This window comes from Nonomuraea sp. NPDC049129 (assembly GCF_040648495.1).
Lineage (GTDB): Bacteria > Actinomycetota > Actinomycetes > Streptosporangiales > Streptosporangiaceae > Nonomuraea.
In genome coordinates this window covers 119,757-141,641 of record NZ_JBEZDU010000022.1, presented here as the reverse complement: position 1 = coordinate 141,641, position 21,885 = coordinate 119,757, and the positions used below count along the sequence as shown (strand labels likewise).

General features: G+C 69.9%; 22 protein-coding genes and 1 riboswitch. Of the genes, 11 read left to right on the top strand and 11 right to left on the bottom strand.

Going from position 1 to position 21,885, the window contains the following annotated elements:
- Positions 1 to 4: 4 nt before the first annotated feature.
- Complete coding sequence (locus AB0B64_RS46135) at positions 5 to 943, top strand: hypothetical protein (RefSeq protein WP_358188377.1); 939 nt, start codon at positions 5 to 7, stop codon at positions 941 to 943.
- Between the two features lie 56 nt (positions 944 to 999).
- On the opposite strand, the gene AB0B64_RS46130 is transcribed toward AB0B64_RS46135, so the two are convergent.
- The 7 genes from AB0B64_RS46130 to AB0B64_RS46100 form a co-directional block, all read right to left on the bottom strand.
- The gene (locus tag AB0B64_RS46130; protein ID WP_357944835.1) at positions 1,000 to 1,779 is read right to left on the bottom strand and encodes a methyltransferase domain-containing protein; all 780 of its coding nucleotides are present in this window, start codon (positions 1,777 to 1,779) and stop codon (positions 1,000 to 1,002) included.
- A complete protein-coding gene (locus AB0B64_RS46125; protein WP_357944837.1) occupies positions 1,779 to 2,459 on the bottom strand; it encodes a DUF4191 domain-containing protein in 681 nt (226 codons plus the stop codon). Before AB0B64_RS46125 ends, AB0B64_RS46130 begins: the two co-directional genes overlap by 1 nt.
- A 274-nt stretch (positions 2,460 to 2,733) precedes the next feature.
- Positions 2,734 to 3,663, bottom strand: coding sequence for a lipoyl synthase (gene lipA, locus AB0B64_RS46120; protein ID WP_357944840.1), 930 nt, complete (start codon positions 3,661 to 3,663; stop codon positions 2,734 to 2,736).
- Positions 3,664 to 3,751: 88 nt separating this feature from the next.
- The gene (locus tag AB0B64_RS46115; protein WP_358188348.1) at positions 3,752 to 4,816 is read right to left on the bottom strand and encodes a hypothetical protein; all 1,065 of its coding nucleotides are present in this window, start codon (positions 4,814 to 4,816) and stop codon (positions 3,752 to 3,754) included.
- A gap of 59 nt (positions 4,817 to 4,875) precedes the next feature.
- On the bottom strand, positions 4,876 to 5,568 hold the full coding sequence (gene lipB / locus AB0B64_RS46110; protein ID WP_357944845.1) for a lipoyl(octanoyl) transferase LipB: 693 nt from the start codon (positions 5,566 to 5,568) through the stop codon (positions 4,876 to 4,878).
- A 38-nt stretch (positions 5,569 to 5,606) separates the two neighbouring features.
- Entirely contained in the window at positions 5,607 to 6,344 is a 738-nt protein-coding gene (locus AB0B64_RS46105) for a peptidase E (RefSeq protein ID WP_357944848.1), read from the bottom strand.
- A 50-nt stretch (positions 6,345 to 6,394) separates the two neighbouring features.
- Positions 6,395 to 7,288 carry a TIGR01777 family oxidoreductase gene (locus tag AB0B64_RS46100; protein ID WP_357944850.1) on the bottom strand — a complete coding sequence of 298 codons (894 nt, stop codon included), beginning with the start codon at positions 7,286 to 7,288 and terminating at the stop codon, positions 6,395 to 6,397.
- 501 nt (positions 7,289 to 7,789) lie between these two features.
- On the opposite strand from AB0B64_RS46100, the gene AB0B64_RS46095 reads away from it, so the two are divergent.
- Together AB0B64_RS46095 and AB0B64_RS46090 are read left to right on the top strand one after the other, a co-directional pair.
- The gene (locus tag AB0B64_RS46095; protein WP_358188334.1) at positions 7,790 to 8,077 is read left to right on the top strand and encodes a type II toxin-antitoxin system Phd/YefM family antitoxin; all 288 of its coding nucleotides are present in this window, start codon (positions 7,790 to 7,792) and stop codon (positions 8,075 to 8,077) included.
- Complete coding sequence (locus tag AB0B64_RS46090) at positions 8,074 to 8,346, top strand: type II toxin-antitoxin system RelE/ParE family toxin (RefSeq protein ID WP_357944855.1); 273 nt, start codon at positions 8,074 to 8,076, stop codon at positions 8,344 to 8,346. The genes AB0B64_RS46095 and AB0B64_RS46090 overlap by 4 nt, the downstream gene beginning before the upstream one ends.
- A gap of 403 nt (positions 8,347 to 8,749) precedes the next feature.
- On the opposite strand, the gene AB0B64_RS46085 is transcribed toward AB0B64_RS46090, so the two are convergent.
- Positions 8,750 to 9,403, bottom strand: coding sequence for a helix-turn-helix domain-containing protein (locus tag AB0B64_RS46085; RefSeq protein ID WP_357944858.1), 654 nt, complete (start codon positions 9,401 to 9,403; stop codon positions 8,750 to 8,752).
- 152 nt (positions 9,404 to 9,555) lie between these two features.
- On the opposite strand from AB0B64_RS46085, the gene AB0B64_RS46080 reads away from it, so the two are divergent.
- From AB0B64_RS46080 to AB0B64_RS46065, 4 genes are all read left to right on the top strand, one after another.
- A complete protein-coding gene (locus AB0B64_RS46080) occupies positions 9,556 to 10,038 on the top strand; it encodes a DUF3237 domain-containing protein (RefSeq protein WP_357944861.1) in 483 nt (160 codons plus the stop codon).
- A 57-nt stretch (positions 10,039 to 10,095) separates the two neighbouring features.
- Positions 10,096 to 10,536 (top strand): nuclear transport factor 2 family protein, encoded by a 441-nt coding sequence (locus AB0B64_RS46075; protein ID WP_358188321.1) that lies wholly within the window; start codon positions 10,096 to 10,098, stop codon positions 10,534 to 10,536.
- A 294-nt stretch (positions 10,537 to 10,830) separates the two neighbouring features.
- On the top strand, positions 10,831 to 11,571 hold the full coding sequence (locus AB0B64_RS46070; protein ID WP_358188316.1) for a methyltransferase domain-containing protein: 741 nt from the start codon (positions 10,831 to 10,833) through the stop codon (positions 11,569 to 11,571).
- 71 nt (positions 11,572 to 11,642) lie between these two features.
- Positions 11,643 to 12,521, top strand: a complete 879-nt coding sequence (locus AB0B64_RS46065) for a metallophosphoesterase (protein WP_358188313.1) — start codon at positions 11,643 to 11,645, stop codon at positions 12,519 to 12,521.
- 193 nt (positions 12,522 to 12,714) lie between these two features.
- Here AB0B64_RS46065 and AB0B64_RS46060 read toward each other — a convergent pair whose 3' ends face one another.
- Positions 12,715 to 13,344: a LysE family translocator gene (locus AB0B64_RS46060; protein ID WP_358188310.1), complete on the bottom strand. Its 630-nt coding sequence runs from the start codon at positions 13,342 to 13,344 to the stop codon at positions 12,715 to 12,717.
- Positions 13,345 to 13,425: 81 nt separating this feature from the next.
- Positions 13,426 to 13,923, bottom strand: a complete 498-nt coding sequence (locus AB0B64_RS46055) for a CHAP domain-containing protein (protein ID WP_358188307.1) — start codon at positions 13,921 to 13,923, stop codon at positions 13,426 to 13,428.
- A 186-nt stretch (positions 13,924 to 14,109) separates the two neighbouring features.
- A riboswitch (cyclic di-AMP (ydaO/yuaA leader) is annotated at positions 14,110 to 14,251 on the bottom strand.
- 306 nt (positions 14,252 to 14,557) lie between these two features.
- Here AB0B64_RS46055 and AB0B64_RS46050 point away from each other — a divergent pair.
- Together AB0B64_RS46050 and AB0B64_RS46045 are read left to right on the top strand one after the other, a co-directional pair.
- Entirely contained in the window at positions 14,558 to 14,905 is a 348-nt protein-coding gene (locus tag AB0B64_RS46050) for a YciI family protein (RefSeq protein WP_357944876.1), read from the top strand.
- A 101-nt stretch (positions 14,906 to 15,006) separates the two neighbouring features.
- The gene (locus AB0B64_RS46045; RefSeq protein ID WP_357944879.1) at positions 15,007 to 16,302 is read left to right on the top strand and encodes a sigma-70 family RNA polymerase sigma factor; all 1,296 of its coding nucleotides are present in this window, start codon (positions 15,007 to 15,009) and stop codon (positions 16,300 to 16,302) included.
- 54 nt (positions 16,303 to 16,356) lie between these two features.
- On the opposite strand, the gene AB0B64_RS46040 is transcribed toward AB0B64_RS46045, so the two are convergent.
- Positions 16,357 to 18,426, bottom strand: coding sequence for a hypothetical protein (locus tag AB0B64_RS46040; RefSeq protein WP_358188300.1), 2,070 nt, complete (start codon positions 18,424 to 18,426; stop codon positions 16,357 to 16,359).
- Between the two features lie 123 nt (positions 18,427 to 18,549).
- On the opposite strand from AB0B64_RS46040, the gene AB0B64_RS46035 reads away from it, so the two are divergent.
- A complete protein-coding gene (locus AB0B64_RS46035; protein WP_358188295.1) occupies positions 18,550 to 21,366 on the top strand; it encodes a CHAT domain-containing tetratricopeptide repeat protein in 2,817 nt (938 codons plus the stop codon).
- A gap of 21 nt (positions 21,367 to 21,387) precedes the next feature.
- Positions 21,388 to 21,885 carry a hypothetical protein gene (locus AB0B64_RS46030; RefSeq protein ID WP_357944887.1) on the top strand — a complete coding sequence of 166 codons (498 nt, stop codon included), beginning with the start codon at positions 21,388 to 21,390 and terminating at the stop codon, positions 21,883 to 21,885.

The window sequence follows — 21,885 nt, the reverse complement described above, 5'->3', positions numbered from 1 at the left end:
TTTCGTGAAAAAAGGCATCAACTATGACACCGGGTTTCTGCCGGGCGAGAGCCTGTCCCGGACGACGTTCGACGCCGAGACGGTCGGGCGCGAGATGCGGGTGATCGCCGACGAGCTGCACTGCGCGGCTGTACGCGTGTCCGGCGGCGACCCGGAGCGGCTGAGCGTGGCGGCCGAGCAGGCCGCCGCGGCCGGGCTGGAGGTCTGGTTCGCGCCGTTCCCCATCGACCTCACGCCGGAACAGGTGATCCCCCTCTACGCCGACAGCGCCGAACGAGCCGAGGCCGTCCGGCGCGGCGGCGCCGAGGTGGTGCTGGTCACCGGCTGCGAGACCAGCGCCTTCTGCGAAGGGTTCATGCCCGGTGCCGACTACATGGAGCGCCTGCGGGCGATGATGTCGGCCGACATGGAGTGGTGGCAGTCGCTGGGCACGATCATGGGCCGTTTCAACGGCTTTCTCGGGGAGGCCGCCGAGACGGTGCGGCCGCTGTTCGGGGGCCGGATCACGTACGCCTCCGGGCCGTGGGAGTTCGTCGACTGGACGCCGTTCGACCTGGTCGGTGTGGACGCCTATCGGGCCGCGTACAACGCCGGCAGCTTCGTGGAGGAGGTGCGCGGCCACTTCAAGCACGGCAAGCCCGTGGCGGTGACCGAGTTCGGCACCTGTGCCTATACGGGGGCGGGGGAGCTCGGGGGCATGGCGTGGGAGGTGCCCGACGGCTCCGTACGCGACGAGGGCGAGCAGGTCCGCTACCTCAACGAGCTGCTCGACGTCTTCGAACAGGAGGGGGTCGACACGGCCCTGTGGTTCACCTTCGCCTCCTACAACCAGGTCGGTGACGACGACCTGGGCGCGTACGGCGTGGTCCGGATGCTGGATGAGACCCGCTGGGAGCCCAAGGCGGCCTTCCACGCGATGGCGGCCCGGTACGGGCGCGCCTGAACCCTGCTCGGTCGGTCAGTCGCGCGAGGCCGAGCTGTCGGTCGGGGTGCGGTGGGTCAGTGGTGTGTGCAGGTGAAGATGGCGGTGCCCGGTATGTACTTGCCGCGCAGCGGGCTCCAGCCGCCCCACACCCGGTCGTGGCCCGCCGGCCATTCGGGCTCCAGCAGGCCCGTCACGGTCAGGCCTGAGGCGACGATCAGGCCGATCCAGTCGGCCATTGTCCGATGGTGCTCGACGTAGGTGGTTGTGCCGTACTCGTCCGTCTCGACATAGGGCGAACGGTCGAAGTAGGACCGGTCGGACGTCAGCCCGCGCGGCCCCGGATCGTCGGGGAACGCCCACCGGATCGGATGGCTGACCGAGAACACGAACCGCCCGCCCGGCCGCAGCACCCGGCCCACCTCACGGAACACCGCCAGCGGATCGGCCACGAACGGCAGCGCTCCGAACGCCGAGCACGCCAGATCGAACGACCCGCCGGCGAACGGGAGCACCTCGGCGTCGGCCTGCACCACAGGGACGTGCAGGCCGGTGTCGAGGTCGATCCGCTGCGAGTGGCGCAACTGCCGGTGTGACAGGTCGAACGCGGCGACCTCGGCCCCCTGCCCGACCAGCCACCGCGCGCACTGGGCCGCGCCACAGCCCATCTCCAGCACTCGCCGGCCGCGTACGTCGCCCAGCAGGTGCGCCTCGGCCTCGTCGACGCCCTCCGGGCACCAGACGAAGCCGGTGTCGCGCAGGAACTCGCCGTGTTCGACCTGGTAGTCGTCGGCGTTGCCGTCCCACCAGCCGCGGTTGGCCCGCGAGGAGTCCGACAGCGCGTTCCCTGGAGGCACTAGCGCATCTTGGGGCCGCGCGGAACCCGAGCGCCCTTGGGCATCGGGCCCTTGGGCATCGGCATGTTCTTGGGGAGCGAGCGCAGGCGGTCCTTGACCTCGTTGACCGAGGGCTTCTTGAGGTTGCGCGGCAGCTTCATGATGTGGCGCTGGAGCTTGCCCAGCGGCACCTGCCCCTCGCCGTCACCGCACTGGATGTCGTAGATCTCGACGCCCAGCACCACCCGCGCGACCCGCTTCTTCTCGGCCGCGAGCATCTTCGCCACCCGGTTGCCGGGCCCCTCGGACACCAGTACGACCCCCGGGAACCCGATCACGAGGTGGATCAGGTCCTGGTCACGGTTGACCGCGATGGCCGGGGTGACCTGCCAGTTGCCCCGCATGCCCTGCAGCACCGCGGCGGCGGCGCCGGTCTGGCCGTGCAGGATCGAATATTGGGCGCGCTGCGCCAGCTGCCCGAACACCACGAGGCCGACGGTGAGCGCGGCGAGCACGCCGAGGAACACCGAATACCACAGATAGTCCGTGACCAGCCCGATCACGACGATCACAGCCAGCGTGCCGACCGCCGAAAGGAAGACGATCGGCAACCCCTTGGGGTTGGCCTGCTTGATGATCTGCGCGATCATGCGGAACTGCTTGATGCGTCCCGGCTTCTCTGGGTCCTCGGACTTTGCCATGCTTCGAAGAATACAAACCAACCGAGCGGGATACGAAAACGCCTCTGGTCGTTCGGGGGTTTTCTTTTACGGCAGAGCACGGTGGGCCCCACCCGCCGTACGGGGCCGGGCCCTGTCCAGGGGCACGCTCCTCCGGTGATGCGGGGCCGGGCGCCGTGACGTGACGGTGAGACCCCGGCCTACGTGCGTTACCAAACCGGTATTGCACGTCCATTCAGCGGAGCCGATGTCACGCAGCCAGGCCGCCTCCATGGCGGAGGCGGCCCAGGGGAGTTCAGGCGCTCTGGCGGGCCTCGATGGCCTGCTTGTAGAGCTTGCCCGCGCGGTAGGAGGAGCGGACGAGCGGGCCCGACAGGACACCCGCGAAGCCGATCGCCTCGGCCTCCGCCTGGAGCTCGACGAACTCCTCCGGCTTGACCCAGCGCTCGACCGGGTGGTGGCGGGGCGTCGGGCGCAGGTATTGGGTGATCGTCAGCAGGTCGGTGCCGGCGGCGTGCAGGTCGCGCATCGCCTCCACGACCTCCTCGCGCGTCTCGCCCATGCCCAGGATCAGGTTGGACTTGGTGACCAGCCCGGCCTCACGGGCCGTCGTGATCACGCCGAGCGAGCGCTCATAGCGGAACGCGGGCCGGATGCGCTTGAAGATCCGCGGCACGGTCTCGACATTGTGCGCGAACACCTCGGGCTTGGCCGAGAACACCTCTTCCAGCTGCTCACGGTTGCCGTTGAAGTCGGGCACCAGCAGCTCGACCCCGCAGCCGGGCAGCAGCGCGTGGATCTGCCGCGCGGTCTCGGCGTAGAGCCAGGCGCCGCCGTCGGGCAGGTCGTCGCGGGCCACGCCGGTCACCGTGGCGTAGCGCAGGCCCATCTGCTCGACCGACTCGGCCACGCGACGCGGCTCGTCCCGGTCGTACTCCTTGGGCTTGCCGGTGTCGATCTGGCAGAAGTCACAGCGGCGCGTGCACTGGTCGCCGCCGATGAGGAACGTCGCCTCGCGGTCTTCCCAGCACTCGTAGATATTGGGGCAGCCCGCCTCTTCACAGACCGTGTGCAGGCCCTCCCGGCGCACGAGCGATTTCAGCTCGGTGTATTCGGGGCCCGTCTTCAGCTTGGTCTTGATCCACGGGGGCTTGCGCTCGATAGGGGTTTCGGCGTTGCGCACCTCCAGGCGGAGGAGCTTTCGGCCTTCAGGAGCAACGGTCACCGACCCAGCTTACGTCTCGCCCCAACCTCTCCCACTCCCAGGGCCACCATTCGCCGGGTCATCGGATGATTCAGCTGGCTTGGCGGGCTCAGATGACCAGGCCGAAGCTGCGGATGGCGCGGGTGTAGTGGCGGTGCAGTTCGTCGTCGATCCGGTCCGACTCGGCCGAGCCGAGCAGCTCCGAGCTGGACAGCACGGACCCGGACGGCGCTGAGCCGGACGGTGCTGAGCCGGACAGCGCCGAGCCGGGCGCGGTGGTGCGGACGCCGTCGGGGGCGCTGTTGGGGGCCAGCAGCGCGGTCCGCCTGATCGACGCCACGCTCTCGCCGCGCAGGGCCGCCGCCTGCATGGGGGCGACGTACCTGCCGCTGGCCAGCAGCCCGTCGATCTCGGCCAGTTCCCCGGCCGTGAGGACGCGCAGGGCCCTCGCCTGCCGCCGTTCGTGTCTGCGGGCGTCGTCGGAGCGGGCCAGCCGCTTCAGGCAGTACTCGGTGAGCAGCACCGGGCCGCCGAGCACCCGCCCGACGATCCGGCCCAGGAAGCTGACCGCCTCGTAGCCGGTGCTGTTGGAGTTCAGTACGCCGAGCGAGGTGGCCATCTGCGTGTGGGCCGCCTCGCGCGCACGCAGCGGTGCCGCTCCGATGAGCGCCTCGCGCCATGCGCCCAACGTCGCCAGCGCGCCGTCCACGATGAGCTCGCCGCCGGTCGGCAGCTCCGCGTACGCCCTGGCCAGCAGCGCGACTCGCTGCCGCGGCGAAAGGGCCAGCCACGAGGGCAGCCCGATGACCAGCACGGGCACCCTGAGCGGGCCGGTGCGCGTGTACGTGGTGCCCAGGACCAGATCCCTGACCGCCACCTTCTGGGGACGCTTGACGCCGATCCGGTCGGCCACCCGCTCCGCCATCCCGTACACCTGCGGGGCCGAGGAGGGGTCGAGGACCTCGGCGTCGGCGGGCAGGCTGCCGAGGCGCGGTCGCAGCATCCACCCGATGGCGATCAGCAGGGCACCGAGCGCCCACGCCGCGGCGAACTGGGCGTTGACCACGATCGTCCACCCGCCCAGCACGACGAAGGCCAGCGTCAGGGTGTGCACGACGAGAGCGAGAACCAGGGCCGCGAGCCACGTCGCAGACTGCTGCACAGACCGCTTCACAGGCTGATCGTAAACAGGCGACTGCCAGATTTCACCGCGATTCGGCGACCGGCCGTGGGTCAGCGGCGCATGAGGTCTTCCTCGTGCAGGTCGTACGGCTCCAGGCCCAGTGCTTCGGCCAGCCGTTTCTCGGCGATCGGGATGACCTCCTCGACCACGATCCGCCTGCCCGTCTCGGCGGACAGTGAGGAGACCCCCACGTCCGGGATGCCGCACGGGACGATCCGGCTGAACCACCGCGGATCATTGGCGCAGTTGAGCGCGAAGCCGTGCATCGTGACGCCGCGTGAGACGCGGATGGCGACGGCGCCGAGCTGGCGGTCGGGCAGGCCGAGGCTGGTGTCGCCCGCGGCCCAGACCCCGGCCCAGCCCGGTATTCGCCTGGCCGTGACGCCGAAGTCCGCACAGATCTGGATCATCGTGTCTTCGAGCCGGCAGATGTAGCGGGTCACGTCGTCGATCTCGACGATCGGGTAGGCGACGAGCTGGCCGGGACCGTGCCAAGTGATGCGGCCCCCGCGGTCGACGTCGATCACGGGGGTACCGTCGGAGGGGCGTTCGTGCGGGGCGGTGCGCTTGCCCGCCGTGTAGACGGGCGCGTGCTCCAGGAGCAGGACCGTGTCGGTCAGCTCCCGGGCCACCCGTTTGCCGTGCACCCAGCGTTGCAGCTGCCAAGCCTGCTCGTAGGGGACGTCGACACCGAGACGGACGATGGCCAATGCGTGGGGGTCGACCCCGTGCTTGGGGCGCATGTGTCCATTGTGCCGTTCCCTCACCCATCCAGGGTAATTCAGGAGGTGAGCAGCCGAGGCTCGATCCGGAACTCCTTTGCCCCCTCGGCCCCGTCATGCTCGACTTTGTAGGCGTATCCGGCTGGATCGGTGGTTACGGCCTGAATGAAATCGGTGCCCACGTAGTGCAGCGCCACCCCCTCGTCGGCGGCGTAGCCCTCGGGCAGCTCGCCGCTGGCCACCGACTGGTGCAGCAACTGCCGGCGCTGCGGCTCGGAGTTGTAGTGGACTCCGCACGAGTAGGGCAGGAAGGCCAGGCCGTCGGCCCACACGTTGAGCTCGGGGCCGAAGGAGTCGGTGTTGCCGCCCACGTGCCAGCACAGGGCGCCCGCGCTCTGCCCGGACAGCACCACGCCCGACCGCCACGCCTCCTCGAACGCCTCGTCGTAGCCGTGCAGCCGCCACAGGGCCGCCAGGTTGGCCACGCTGCCACCGCTGACATAGATCATGTCCTGCTCGAGCATCCACGCCCGGGGATCCTTGACATTGGGCATCGGGAACACCGTCAGATGGCTCAGCTCGACGTCCCACCCGGCGAAGGCGCCGTACATCTTCAGCAGCCAGTCGGCGTCGTCGCCCATCGCGGTGGCGACCAGCCCCAGCTTCGGCCGGTCCTGGCCGGTCAGGTCGAGGCCGTAGCGCAGCAGTGGGCTCGCCTCCAGAAAACCGTGACGCGCCGTCGGGCGGAACGACCCACCGCCGATGGCAAGAATGTGCGACTGGCCGGACCTGGTCATGTTGGTATCTCCCGCGTGGTAAAGGATGAACAGCACCCTAGATTATGGCGCTAGATTATGTCGCTCAAGGCCTCGTCGAGGTGGCTATGGGTGAATCCGTAGCCGCTGCCGGACAGTTTCCCCGGCAGAATCCGGTGGCTGGGCAACAGCCCTTCCCGCGCGAACTCTCCCAGGCCGATGCTCAGCGCGAAGGCCGGGACAGGCATTGGTACAGTGCCCTTACGCAGGGCTTTCCCGAGCGTGGTGGTGAACTCCGCATTGCTCACGGGATTGGGCGAAGTCAGATTAACCGCCCCCACCAATTCCCGATTTTTCAGGATATGTAGTACGGCCTGAACCCAGTCGTCCTCGGATATCCAGGACCAGTACTGCTTCCCACTCCCGAGCGGCGCGCCGAGCCCCATCTTGAAGATGGGCAGCATCCGCCCAAGCGCCCCACCACGCCCACTCAATACGAGCCCGGTACGCAATTGCGCGGCCCGGATGCCGACCTCCTCGGCGGGCTTGGCGGCACCTTCCCAGAGCTCGCACAGATCAGCCAGAAACCCGGTGCCCTTCCCCTGGGACTCATCGATGACCCGATCCCCGGTGTCACCGTAGAAGTCCACCCCGGAGGCCGACACGAGCACCTCAGGCGGCCGGGACAACTGCCGCAACGCGTCGACGAGCACCCGAGTCCCGTCGACCCGGCTCCGCACCAGCTCGCGCTTGTACGACTCGCTCCAGCGCCGGTCGGCGATGGGCGCTCCGGCCAGATGTACGACGCCTTCGGCCCCTTCGAGCACCGAAAGATCGATCACATCGTCCCGAGGCTCCCAGTAGGCCTCCTCATCGCTCTCGGGAGGCCGCCGCACCATCCTGACAACCCGCCGCCCCTGCCCTTTGAGCGCCTCCACCAAGGGCCCCCCGAGCAGCCCGGACGCCCCCGTAACGATGATCGTCATACCTCCCACACTACGCCGGAGCCCTCCCGCCACCCACCGTTACCCGTCTGGAGTGTTGGCCGTCTGATGCCCACCCCGATCGAAGGTGCTCGCTTCGCTCGCTCGCCCTGTCAGGCGGGCTGGCGCCCGCCCCCGCGTCGGTCCTCGCTTCGCTCGGGCGTCTCCCTGGGGCGCGGCTCCGCCGCGCGCTTCGCCCACGGCTTCGATTGTTGTCCAGATGGCGCTGGTGATGCCCTTGGCCGAGCCCAAGGCAACGGGCGATCGCACGGGACGTACCGGACAGACGGGAAAGGGACGTCATTGGAGACGACGACAAAGACACGACCGCTGCTTTGGTGCCGTCCGCAGGAGAGAAGCTGATCGGCGCGGCGGCGGTTCTCGGCGCAGCCCCGGCATCGCCACTTGGTGCAAGGTCGTGAGCGCACCAACCGATCAGTGCAGCGCATCGGTAGCTAGCCGAAATCTTGGCCGATATCCCAGCCATGGAGCGATCATGGATCCATGGAGGTCATTCCGATCAGCGAAGCCAAGGACCGGCTGACCGAGCTTGCCGACCGGGCCGCGCGCGAGCATGATCACTTCACACTCACCCGGAACGGGCGGCCGCATGCCGTTATCGTGTCCGTGGCCGAGTGGGAGTCCCTGCAGGAGACACTCGAGATTCTCGCTGACCCGGAAATGCGCGCCGACCTGGTCGAGGCCGCTGCCGCCGAGGCGCGCGGCGATGTGACCACCGAGGAGGAGATGGCAGCCATCCTGGCGGCTCGCCTCGGCAAGTCCGGCGCGTGAGCGACCGCTACACCATCCTCCTGAGCCCACCGGCTCGCCCTGCGCTCGCCTCGGGCCTTCCCGAGACTGTAGCGGCCGCGGCCTGGGAGTTGATCACCGGCGCTGTCGCTCGCGAACCATGGCGCGTCGGCAAGCCTCTGCAAGAGCCATACGAGGGACTGCATGTTGCCCGGCGCGGGACCTACCGTGTGGTCTACCGCATCGACGAAGACAAACACACTGTGACGATCCAGTCCATCAAACACCGCCGCGACGCCTACCGCCCATAGAGCCCGCTGCTGCCCGCCCTACCTGTCGGTGCCAGGGGCTGGCGGAGATCACGCGTCGCCACATGAGATAGGTCAGGGATGCGGGCAGGTCAGGGTTGTGGAACCGCCGGGGAAGGCCGCGCGAGAACAGGGCCGCCTGTTCGCCCATTCTGGCTCACCGTGGATGGCGTACAGGAGCCCGGATCGTACAGCGCCGCTGTCCAGCAGTCACTTCAGCGTTCGGTCGGGATGTGCCGCAAGCCAGTTGGCGATCAGTCGGTCGGTGGTCGGCCGCGCGCTCGCCCCTTTGCCATGGTTCAGATGGGTGACCAGCGGCCAAAAGCCGTGAGTGGAAGGACCCTCTGCGAGGGAGCGGCGACGTTGGCCGACCGGGGCGCAGAAGCCGAAGGCGCACTGGGCCGTCCTAGTGGTTGAGCCCGAAGAGCTCTCTCGTGGCCTGGATGGCGTCGGGCCTTCCTTGCACGTGGAGGCGGCCCGTGGAGAGCGCGGCGAGTGCGGCGGCGGGATCGCGCCCCATCTCGGCGAGCGTCGTGGCATCGGCGAAGGTCAGGACCACATCTGGATCGTCGATGTGGCCGGGGAAGGTGTGTAGGTCGCCTTCGGCGATGCGGGCGTGCATGGCTTCGGTGCCCACTCTGAACTCAACAGTGAGGGGTGTGGCCGGGACCCGCTCGGGCCGGAACATCGCCCGCAGGGACGATGTGATCCAGTGAATTTGGAAGGCGGCGCCGTCGTCCTGCTCGCCGAGCAAATGAATGCCGAACCGGGCGAGCTCGGTCATCGTCGGTTGCAGGGCACGGCCGAGCGGCGTCAGCTCGTACACCTTTGACGCGGCCGGCGCGGGGAGCGTGCGCCGACTGATGATTCCGGCTTCCTCCAGGACCTTCAGACGGGTGGCGAGCATGTCGGTGGAGATGCCTACGAGCCCGGCGAGTAGATCGACGTAGCGTTTCGGCCCGTCGAGCAGCTCACGGACGACCAGCAGAGTCCACCGCTCGCCGACCACGTCAAGTGTCTTGGCCACCGCACAGTAATGGCCGTAGGACCGCGATGCCATGGGGGCAGCCTACCCCACTTCTCGGTCCATCCAAGTTGCTGATCTGAATTTCAGAGCACCTACTTGACTTTTCCAAGTGATCGCCTGAAGGTGTTGTCGCGGCAGGTCGCACGATCAGGACCTGCTCCATGACCTGGCCCTGGGAGGACTGTATGACCCTTGTCGAAACCGACCCCACCGCCACCATGGTCACGGTCGAGCACCTGTGCGACTTCGCCATCAGGTTCCAGACCATGCAGATCTTCTCCACCCCGGTGGCCATGCGCATGATCGCGGTCGTTGACCGCGGAACCGTCGAGGGGCCGCGGCTGCGCGGCGAGTTCCTGCCCGGTGGCGGTGACTGGATCACCGTCGGCTCCGACCGTGTCGCCCGCCTCGACGTCCGGGCGACGATTCGCACGCATGACGACGAGCTGGTGTTCGTCACCGTCACTGGCCGCGCCACGCTGTCGGAGGAGGCGATCGGTCGGCTACTGGCCGGCGAGACCATCGGCTGGAACGAGATGCACGCACGATCCGTGCCGCTGTTCGAGACCGGCGCGGAGCGCTACTCGTGGCTGAACTCCACCGTTGCCATCGCCGTCAACGAGCTGTCCCTCGACCACGTCGAATACCGCGTCTACCGCATCCAGTGACCAACCATCAGCCCGCCGAGTGAGCCCAGTGAGCCTAGTGACAGGAGGCAGCGCGCCATGCCCACCGCCGCATCGCCCGCGCACAACGTCAGAGAACTCTTCAACACCTACGCCACAACTTTCGCCACCCGCGACGTGGACGCGATCGCCGCGCTGCACTCGCCCGGAACCCAGTTCTGGCTGCACAACGGCGAGCAGCCGGTTCAGGGTCGATCCGCGCTCCGCGACAGCTTCGCCTTGCTGTTCGCCCAGTGGCCTGACCTGGGATTCGACATCCACCGGGTCATCATTGGTGAGCGGCACTGGGTTCTTGACTGGGCTCTCACCGCTGTTCTCACCGACTCCGGCGGCAACCGGCGGCCGATCCGCTTCGACTGCCTCGACGTGGTCACGCTTGACGAGAACGGGCTCGTCGAACGCAAGGACACCTTCATCGATCTTCCTCAGGCGCAGGCAGCGCTGACCGCCGTAGCGGCCGGGTCCGGGGGTCATTCATGACGCCAATGGCCGGTGCGGTCCTGCGCAACCCGATGACGCTCGCGCACGGCCCTTGTCACCAGGTGGCACTGCTTGCCAGGGTGCCGCACTCCCGACTGCACCGCCACATATTCGCCACGTTAGGTATTCGTACAGTTACGGAGGTTGTTTGTTCGGGGCGTGAGGAGTTGGGCGTGGGCAAGCATGAGGGCGCGACAAGCGCACGTACGAGGAGTTCGATCCGCCCAAGGACGAGGACAACAAGGGTGACGGGGGCGGCACAGGAGATGGCCGACACAGCAGCGGGAAGCGGAGGTGACGCCGCCGGACCTCGACAACCGCATCAGCGGCAAGATCAACGCGATAAGCGGTAATCGAGAGCCGATCACCGGCACCCTCGAGGAAGCGCTGAAAGCCGTGCCGCGGCACCTGTTCGTGCCCTCGGTGGGGCTGGCTCTGGCCGATGACGGGCCTGTGCTCATCGATTGGGGTGGCGATCCAGACGCGTGGTGGGCGGCCGTCGACGGGACGGCCGCCATCGTGACCCAACTCGAAGAGGGCGCGACCGCCCTCCGCGCCACGGAAGGCCGCTACAACTGCTCCAGCTCAGCCCTCGGTACCGTGGTCCGCCTGCTCGGACCGCTGAATCCCCAGCCTGGGCACCGCGTGTTGGAAGGGGGCACCGGCACGGGCTGGACCGCCGCATTGCTGTCACATCTGGTCGGCGAGGACGGCAGCGTGACATCTATCGAGGTTGATGAAGGTCTCGGTGAGCAGGCGGCCAAGTCCTTGGCCGCGGTCGGGGCGCAGCCGCACCTGATCGTCGGTGACGGCGCGGCCGGCTGCCCTGACCGGGCACCGTACGACCGGGTACACGTCACGTGTGGCATTCACACCGTGCCGTACGCCTGGATCCAGCAGGCCGCTCCCGGTGCGGTGGTCGTCGCACCGTTGTTGACGTTCTTCCGGCCAGGGTGTCAAGCTCGACCTGGCTCGGTCGTCGAGATGGCGGTGGAGCGCTGGGATGTGAGTCACCGGTTCAGGGCCGGTGGTTGACACCGCATCGTTGCGCCGCTCGACCGGTGCTGGGCCATGTCCGGATGGCTTTCGCGAAAGGTCGGCAGGCGATGAAGATCGCTTTCTTGGGTGATGTCCATGGTTGTGTGCTGCACGCGCTGGGTGCGGTCGTGGCGCTGCGGAAGCGACGGGAGATCCGGCTCGACGCCGTGATCCAGGTCGGCGATCTGGGCGCCTACCCGTCGTTCGATCGGTGGGACGAGGCCAGCCGTCGGTTCGGCCGGGATCATCCCGCTCAGGGGGACTTCTTCCGGCTGCTCGATCCGTCGCCGGCCTTCGCCGAGGGGGTGCGCTCGGCTCTCGGGCGGGTCCCCGGTGTGCTGTTCGTCAGCGGCAACCACGAGGATCACGACTGGCTGGCATCCTTGCACGACGCGGCGGGCGCCGAGGTCGTGCCGGTGGATCCCCTCGGCGCCTACCTCCATGTCGCCTGCGGGAACGTGGTTGAGGTCGCCGGGCAGCGCGTGGCGTTCCTGGGGCTTATCGAGGTTCCGGGGAAGATGGATCTGGACGAGAGCGCGTACGCGCGGCTGATGGCGGTCAGACCGGGTGACGTGGACGTCCTGGTGACTCATGACGGCCCGTACGGGATCTCACGCGACCGGCGCGGGAACGTACAGGGCTCGGCGAAGCTGACCGCACTCATCGAGCACCTGCAGCCGCGCCTGCACGTCAGCGGCCACTACCACCACCCCAACGGCCCCCGCCGCTACGGCCGCACGACCTCCTACGCGCTCGCCCAGTTGGTGCGGCCCAAGACCACCAAGTGGGAGCCGGAGCCCATCAACCCCGAACAACGGGTGACAGCTGGGAGCATCGGCCTGCTCGACACCGAAACCGGTGACTTCGAGTACGTACAAGATGATTGGCTGGCCGGTATCAGCGGGGACGCGTTGGACCTCGCCGAACTCATCGCAGTCCACTCCTGAAGCACGGCGCGATCAGGAGATGGACGACCAGGCGCGCAGGGAGCTTGCGCAGCCGCCGCTCACTGCACCCGCACTTCTCGATTCGGCGGCTCGTCTCCCCACACCGCGCCGACGAGCCCGTCCGGCGAGACGGGTCGCCCGTCGGAAACCGAGGCGGCGAGCCGCGTTCCTCCGCTGACCGGGCCGCGGCCGGTCAGCGTTCGGCCGCGAGGGTGACGCCCAGACCGATGAACACGCTCCCGGTCGCGGCGTCGATCCGGCGGCGCACCGCCTGGCGGCCGCGCAGCCAGCCGCCGATCCGCCCGGCCAGCACGCCGACCGTCGCGTCGGCCAGGAACTCCAGGACGATCAGGACGGCGCCGAGGACGGCGAACTGCAGCCAGACCGGCCCCGCCGCGGGATCGATGAACTGGGGCAGGAAGGCGACCATGAACGTGAACGTCTGCGGATTGGCCATGGAGGAGACCACGCCGTTGAGGAAGGCCCGCCGACCGGACATTCCGCGGCTGGCCGGATCGTCGGCCTGGCCGTTCTTGCGGTTGCGGATCATCTGGACGCCGAGGTAGATCAGGTACGCGGCGCCGGCGAACCGTAGCACCGTGAAGACGACCGGGAACGTCGTCAGCAGCACGGCGAGCCCGGCGGCGGCCGCGGCGATGTACAACGCGTCACCCGTGATCACGCCGGCCGTGGCCAGCAGCCCGGCGCGGGGCCCACCCCGCAGACCGCATCCCAGGACGAACAGCATGTCGGGTCCGGGGGTGATCAGAGCGACGATGGTGGTCGCCGTGAAAACGGCGAGCAGGTGCGGATCGATCGGCATGCGATGATCTTTCCACCTCCAGTGTCGGCGCACCGCTTCGGGGACGCCGCTCGGGGGGTGCCAGAGGCGCCAGGCCAGCTGTCAGGCGGCGTAGTGCGGGTAGCCGTAGCCGACGACCTGGGAGGTGGGACGGACACGCTGCTCGACCTTGCCGTTGCCGGTGTTGCCCTCGATCGTGGAGATCGTGCCGTCGCCGTTGTCCTTGACCACGAAGCCGACGTGGCTGATGGAGCTCAGGTCCTTGCTGCCGCTCCAGGAGTAGAAGACCACGGCGCCGGGCTTGGCCGCGGTGCCCCAGCGGTGGTTGGCGGCGAACCACTTGGCGTGGGTGACGGTGTAGGCGTCCCAGCCGACCTGGGAGCGGGCGCCGGTCTCCTCGCCGACCCAGGAGACGAACATCGAGCACCAGGCGGCGTTCAGGTAGTCCTGCCTGCTGCCGCCGTCACGCTGGACGGTCTCGGCGGCGCGGGCCGAGTTCATGTACCACTTCTGGAACTTGGTGCCGCCGCCGTTGGCGTCCTCGGTCGTGCCGACCTGGGCCTTGGCCAGGTTCAGGACCTGCTGGGCGGTGACGTTCACCTGGGCCTCGCCGTTCCTGCCGCCCTGCGCGGAGGCGGGGGCGGCCTGAGCCGCGGTGGGGGTGTGCCCTGTGGAGGCGGTGGCGGCGTTCGCCGCGGTGTGGGCGCCGAGGGCGGCGGCGGTGAGGGTCGCGCCGAGCGCGATCTTGGCATAGCTGATCTTGGGGGTGCGGATAATGGTGATTACTCCTTGCTTCCATTCCGCTTACCGGGTTAGCTGACGGGCTCGGGCGTGGAAGCTGCCCTACGGCACGTTGACGTGCCGATTAGCCCCGATCGAGACATGGGTCCCCGGTCCCGCGCACAGGCGGGTTCAGCGGTCACAGGTGATTGCCTGTGATGCATGCGATGGGTATGACGTCCGTACTCGGACTTTGGCGGCGCGGCCAGAGGGATACTCACTGTCTAGGCCAGGCGCACAGATGGGTACAACGCACCCCTGACCTGGGTAATTCCATCGCCATGAAATCGCCATGCCCAGCCCGGCCGGCTCGTCGATCCGTCAAGTAGCGGGGGTGTCTTGTTGAAGTCGCGCCAGGGCGCGTCTGGAAAAGGTTCGCGTACGGTCTGTCGAATTCGCCTCGCCCGTCCGACGTAGAGGCGTACCGACCGGACAGACGGCCAAGGAGACCCTCATGCCCCAGTACGCGATCCTCATCTTCGACAACGCCGGAGCCGGCGACTACACCCCCGAGCAGCAGGCGGCGAGCCAGCGGCACGCCGACGACCTCGTCGACTCCGGCGCCATGATCGCGGCCTACGCGCTGCGGTCCGCCGACACCGCCACCTCGTTGCGCGGCGACGTGGTCACCGACGGGCCCTTCATCGACGCCAAGGAAGTCATCGCCGGCGTCTGCGTCATCGAGGCCCCCGACCTGGACGCCGCCCTGGACCTGGCGCGTCGCAACCCCGCCGTCCAGTGGGGCCGTGGCGGCGTCGAGGTGCGCCCCGTCGCGGGCGGCATCGCGCCCACCGCCCGATGACGGCCGCGGCGGACGCGGGCCAAACCGACGCGAGCCAAACGGAGGCGGGCCAAACGGAGGCGGGACGGGCGGACGCGGGACGGGCGGACGCGGGTCAGGCGGTGGCTGACGCGCATCGGCGCGAGTGGGCTTTCGTGCTCGCCGCGACCGTGCGCGTCGCGCAGGACCTGGACCTGGCCGAGGAGTGCGTACAGGAGGCGTACGCCGCGGCACTGTCGGCCTGGGAACGCGACGGTATCCCCGCCAACCCCGCGGCGTGGCTCACCACCGCGGCCAAGCGCCGGGCGATGGACGCGATCCGCCGCGAGCGGACCTTCCGGTCGAAGCTGCCACTGCTGGTGGAGTCCGACGAGCTCGCTCCGCGCAGGCCGGCGGACCGTGATGAGGCGGACGCGGTGGAACTGGAGGATGCCGTACCCGACGAACGGCTGCGGCTCATCTTCACCTGCTGTCATCCCGCGCTCGCGCAGGAGGCGCAGCTCGCGCTCACGCTGCGGCTGGTGTGCGGGCTGCCGACCCCGGACATCGCCCGGGCGCTGCTGGTGTCGGAGCAGACGATGGCCGCCCGCATCACCCGGGCGAAGAAGAAGATCTCCGTCGCCCGCATCCCCTACCGGGTGCCGCGCCCGGCGGAGCTGCCGGACCGGCTGGCAGCCGTACTCGGCGTGCTCCACCTGCTGTTCACCGCCGGGCACACGGCCCCCTCGGGCCCCGCGCTCGTGCGCGCCGACCTGGCCGACCGCGCGCTGCACCTGGCCCGCGCGCTGCGAGAGCTCATGCCCGATGAGCCAGAGGTACGAGGGCTGCTGGCACTGCTCGTGGTCACCGACGCCCGGCGCGCGACCCGGACGGACGCTGACGGCCGGCTGCTGCGCCTTGAGGAGCAGGACCGCTCCCGGTGGGACCGCGGCGCGCTGGCCGAGGCGCACGAGCTGATCGTGGCCGGCCTGCGCGGTGGCCGCGCCGGGCGCTACCTGCTGCAGGCGGCGATCGCCTCCCTGTACGCCGAGGCGCCGTCGTACGAGCAGACGGACTGGGCACAGATCGTGGCACTCTACGACAGACTGCTGGCCCTCTGGCCCTCACCGGTGGTCGCGCTGAATCGGACCGTGCCCGTGTCGATGGCCAAAGGACCGGCGACCGCACTGGCCCTGGTCGAGGCGCTGGAGCAGGATGGCCGGCTCTCCCGGTACCAGTACCTGCCGGCGATCAAGGCGGACCTGCTCCGGCGCCTCGGCCGTACGGACGAGGCGGCGACCGCGTACCGGCAGGCGCTGGAGCTGACCGACAACGAGGTTGAGCGGGCCTTCCTCACCGGGCGTCTAACTGATCATGATCCGGGCAGGACCTCGCTTGTCCTACGTCTCGGCGTACTACCTCGGCCGGTTGGGCGATGACGAGGCCCGCGACAACGACGGCGCGGTCATCCCTGACCGCGGCTGATGCCGCCTTCACTTATCGGTGTTCGTGTCCGCGGGCACGACCTCGCCGACCGTGCCCAGCAGGCGGCGCAGCTCGTCGTACTCGATCGGGCGCCCGAGCCGGAGGGCGGCGTACTCGCCTGCGGCGCCGCCCTGCGCGGCGAGTTCGGCGCACGCCGCGTGCCACTCGTCGTGGGCCTTCCGCACGGCCTGGGCCGCGCCGGGGCTCTCGAGGTCCGACAGGTCACGGAGCCGGACATAGGTGTCATACGCCTCACGCTCGGCGGCGGAGCCCTCGGCGGGCGGCGGCAGCCGCTCGCCGAGCAGTTCGAGGAAGACCCTGGAGCGGCCCAGCTCGGAGAACTGCCAGGCGGTGACCGCGGTGCCGCCGTCCCCGAGTGCCTGCGGCGTGGCCGAGGCGAACAGCCACACGCCCAGGTCGTACAGGCCGCTGATCGAGCCGCCCGCGCTGATCCGCAGATCAGGGCTGAGGGCGCGCCCGCGCACGTCCTCCGCCGAGCGCACCGCCTCAAGCAGGCTGTCCCTGGCCACCTCCATGTCGCCCACGGACCTGGCGAGCTGGGACAGTCCCGTCAGCGCGTTCATCTCCCATGTCACCTGCCCGGCCGCGCGGGCGCGCAGCGCGGCTTCGGTGAAGAGCGCGGCGGCCTCGGCGGGGCGGCCTTCAGTCACGAGATCGTCGGCGCGCAGCGCGAGGTCGCGGATGGGGTTGCCCCAAGCGGGGAAGGGCGCGGGAGTGCGCCGGGACAGCCACGAGCGCAGCTGCTTGTCCAGGTTCGTGTGCCCGCGCACGCCCATCAGCAGCGCGAAGGGATGGGTGTTGAACGTGAGCGCCTGCTCCTGTCCCCAGGCCAGCCGCTCCCGGATTCCGCTGCGGCGGATCGCCATGGCCCGCGCCTCCAGCCGGCGTGCGCCCTCCTCGTCGCCGCGCTGCTGCGTGATCACCGCCAGGCCCAAGAGCGCGTTTCTACGCAGGTACGGGCTGTCATCCGGCGAGAGGAGCTCGTGATCCAGGTCCACCGAGCCGAGACCGTGCCTGGTGATCAGGCGGCTCCAGGCAGTGTGCCGGGCCTGGGCCGCCATCCGCGGCAGGGCCAGGGCGGAGAAGCGGCGGGCGCACTCCCGCCAGGTGGCCAGCACCTCGTCCTCCAGCCCGAGATACTGGTAGATCTCCGCCCGCAGCCACAGACAGCAGGTGCGCTGGATCTCCTGGTGCCGTGCCAGCCGCCGGGTGGTCCGCGGCACGACCTCCTCGTCGACCAGGTCCAAAGCGAGCTCGGCCAGCTCGACACGGCGCAGCGCCGCCTCGGCGGACACGGAGCCGACGGTGAGCCGCGCGTCCAGCAGCAGCGCGGAGATCAACGCGTAGTCGGGCCTGCGGCGGCGGGTCAGGAAACCGTCGTAGAGCCACTCACCGAGATTCACGGCCGTGATCACCTGTACGTCCGAGTGTTGTGCCTGGGGAGTGCCGACAGCGATCCTGTGGAGCGTCTCGACCGTCTCCACCAGGCACAGGGCGAGCGCGGGCACGGCCAGCCGGGGGTCGGGGTGCGCCACGTACGCCAGCAGGAACGGCGTCCACGCGTAACGCAGCAGCACGGTCGCCAGCACCGAGCAGAGCGCCAGCGGGGCCCGCAAGGGTTTCGGCGGCCTGGCCACGGCACGGAAGGTGCCGACCCCGACCTGCAGCAGCAGCACGGCGGCCACCAGGAACACCCCGTTGAACGCCGTGGCCCAGGCCGTCGTCGCCCAGGCCGAGGCCAGCCACTCTCCGGCAGGGGAGAAGACCAGCAGCGTGCCGGCCGCGAGCACGATGATCTCTCCCCAGCGCCGCAGCCGAGCCCGCTTGCGGACCAGGCCGCGCCAGGCCGTCATCCTGCCCGCCACGTGCCCGCTGACCAGCAGCCCGGCCAGCAGGGGCAGCCAGGCGGCGCCCCCGCCTGTGCGGGCCGCCGCCCACACGCCGAGCGCGGCAGGCGTCACGCAGGCGACCCGCCGTGCCCACGCTGACACCCGGTCGGCCCGCCCCGGCGGCCGGATCAGCAGGCCATGATCAGGTAACGCCCGCTTGTCACCCACTGGAGGGATTTCCCCGCGAACGCCGCTGTTCACGCCCGATCACGAATGCGTATCTCGCCCTTCTCAGAGCGATCCGGTGGGGATAACTTCTGCGTGGCGGCGGAAAAACCAGCGCGGAGGGCCATGCCAAGGCGTTTGCGTGTCCGGACCGGCGACCCCTGGACGCCCAACCTGGCCCGTGCGCGGCGGCGCCTGGCGCGCGGGCGGCCGCAGGACGCGGCCCGCGAATACCGGCAGGCGTGCAGGCTCGCCGACGGCAGGCGCGCCGATCCGCTCGTCAGGTCCGCGCTGCGGCAGTGGCTCGGGCTGGCGTTGCTGAAGGCGGGGCGCGGCCAGGAGGCGTTGCGGGCGCTGGTCCAGGCCTGTGAGCTGCTGGGCCATGACCCCGGGGCGGCGGAGCAGTACGCGAGCACCCTGGACACCCTCGGCCTGGTGCAGCGCGACCTCGGGCAACTCCGCGCGGCTGAGGAGTCCCACCGGAAGGCCGTGGACCTGTTCAGGCGGGCCGGTTCACGCGAGGGCACCGTACGCGCCGCCGTCAACCTCGCCGTCGCGGTCAAGGACCAGGGGCGCCTCACCGAGGCGCGCGGGCTCCTCGCCGGCATCGAGCCCGCGGCCCGCGACTGCACCGACCCGGCGCTGCTCGGGCACACGCTGCTCACTCTGGGCCTCGTCCACGAGCTGCTCAATGAACCGGCACCGGCGGAACGGCTGGCCAGACAGGCGGCCGAGGCCTACCGCGCGGCGGGAGACAGAGAAGGCGAGGCGGCCGCCACGCACAACGTGGGCCGTTTGCTGGACACGGGCGGGCGGCACCGCGAGGCCATGGAATGCTTCACCACCTCCCTGACGATCAATTTGGAGATCGGCGCCGAACTGGGCGTATCCGACGACCTCGGTGCCATAGCGTCGCTGTTCCAGCTCGCCCGCCAGTACGACGAGGCCCGCCGTGTGCATGAACGGGCGCTGGACATCCAACGCGGGGCGGGCTACCGGCGCGCGGTCGTGGCCACCCTCTGCGACCTGGGAGTGCTGGCGCGCGACCAGGACGACCTCCCTCTCGCGCGCCACCACCTGCAGGAGGCACTGCGGGAGGCCGAGACGCTCGCCGACCCGCACACCGTCTACCAGACGCGCGTCCTGCTGGCGGAGATCAGCATGCTGGAGGAGGACTACGCGCAGGCGCGCGTGGCCTACGTGGCCGCGGCGGAGGCGATGGGGGACGCCAGGGGGGCGCTGCTCGACGAGGCGGACGCCGTCACCTACTTCAGCGAGTCCCGTCTCGACGCCCCCGGCATGCTGGTGCGGCTCTCGCTCCACCTGGGCGACAGGGCGGGCGCACTCGAATGGGCGGACGCCGCGCGCGGTCAGGAGCTCGTACGCAGGCTGGCCTGGACCGCCCTGGCCGCACCACCCGGCGCACCGGCGACGATCCTCGCCGAGGAGGCCGAGACCCGCCGCCTCCTGAGTACGCAGGAGGCGGGCCTGCGGTCCGGTGGATCGGCGGACGCGGCGCTGCTGACGGCCTACAGGCAGAACTTGTCGCGCCTGCACCGGCTGGAAAACCAGCTCGCCGAGCTGACTCCCGAGTATGTGTCGATGCGCCGGGGAGAACGCCTCGGCTGGAACGGCATCACCGCCCTGCTGACTCCGAGCCCTTCACAGGACGGGCCAGAGGGGACCGAGGCCATGGCTCGTCTGGTGCTGGCCGAGTACCACGTGACCGACCACGAGACGTACGTCTTCGGCGTGACGGCCGACGCGCCGGAGCCGCAGGTCGTCACCGTGGACGTGACCCGAGCCGAGCTTCGCGAGCTGGCCGGGGCCGCCGGGGACACCCTGGCCCGCGACAGGGCCGGCCTCGGCGCGCACCTCGCGGACGAGCGACTGGTGCGGCTGCTCGCGCCGGTGGCCGAGTGGGCCGAGCCGGGGGACGTGGTCTACCTGGTGCCGCACGACTCCCTTCACCTGCTGCCCCTGCAGGCCGTGCTCGTCGAGGGCGTCCCGCTGATCGAGCGCAACCCGGTCGTGTTCGTGCCGTCGGCCTCCGTACTGCGCTACTGCCAGGCCAAGCGGAAGGCCCGCCGCGCGAGCGCGCTCATCGTCGCCGCGCCGCCCGAAGAGCATCCGCTGGCCTTCGCCAGGGAGCAGGCGCTGGCCGTGTCGCAGACGCTCGGCGGCCAGGAAGTGCTGGCGGCGGGCGATGCCTCCCGCGAGAGCCTGCTGGCCCGGTTCGCCGAACCCGGGCAGGCGCCGGACATCGTCCACTTCGCGACTCACGGCGTATTCGACCGAGAGGACCCGATGCGGTCCGGGATCGAGCTCGCGGGCGGCAGACTGACCGCGGCGGACATCCTCGGGCTCCGGCTCGACGTGGACCTCGTGACGCTGGCGGCCTGCGAGACCGGCATGAGCCAGAGCCGCCCAGGAGACGAGCTGATCGGCCTGACCAGGGCGCTGCTGTACGCGGGCGCGCCCTCGGCACTGGTCGCCCTGTGGCGCGTGGACGAGCTGTCGACCAGCATGCTGTTCGGCAAGTTCTACGCGGCGTTGCGGGCCGGCTCGCCCAAGGCCGAGGCCCTGCGCAGGGCGCAGCTGTGGCTGCGCGACAGGACGATCGCCGACGTCCTTGACTACGCGCGTGGCGCCTGCCTGCGCCTGGCGGGCGACCCCAGGGCGCTGGCCGCCGTCCGGCTGGAGGAGGCGCGGCTGCGCCTGGCGGCGGGCGACTACTCCGCGGCGGCCAGTCTGTTCCGCGACCTCGTCGCCGGCCCCGACCTGAACGAGGAGCAGCGGCAGGGCGCGGAGGTGGGCATGCTGCAGGCCACGCTCGTCATGGACACGGGCACGGACGCGGGGGCGGCACCGGACCTCGGCGTGCCCGCGTTCGCCGATCCGTACCACTGGGCGCCGTTCACGCTGATCGGCGACTGGCTCTGATCACGGCAGGAGGGGGAAGGTGTGGAGCGGCAACGGGCGGTCGAGGAGTTGATGACCAATGACTTCACCGTCGCGGAGGTGGCGGACAACGGGCCGGGGTTCACGGTCCTGCTCGGGCTGGACGGTGAGCCTGCCGGGCTCACCGGCGCGGGCAAGCGGGGACCGGCCTGCGTCGTCGAGGCGGACACTCCGTTCGGCGACGTGCTCGACTCGGCCGACCTGCTGCACGCGTTGGTGTCCGGCAGCCCAGGCCTGGTGATCGTACGGGGGAAGGACGTCGTGGGCGTGCTCAGCGCTGAGGCGATCAAAGGGGAGATCGTTCGCGACACCGCCTCCCGCCTCGTCTCCGGACGGCAGCTCGGCGACGCGCAGCCTTACGGCAGGCGGGCCGCGCCGGGCCCCAGCCGCATCCAGTGCAAGACCTGCGGCGCGACGAACACCTTCCGCCGCTTCAGTCAGGCGGCCGCCTACACCTGCCAGCACGGGGATCACGACTTCGTCCCCTACTGGAGCGCCTGA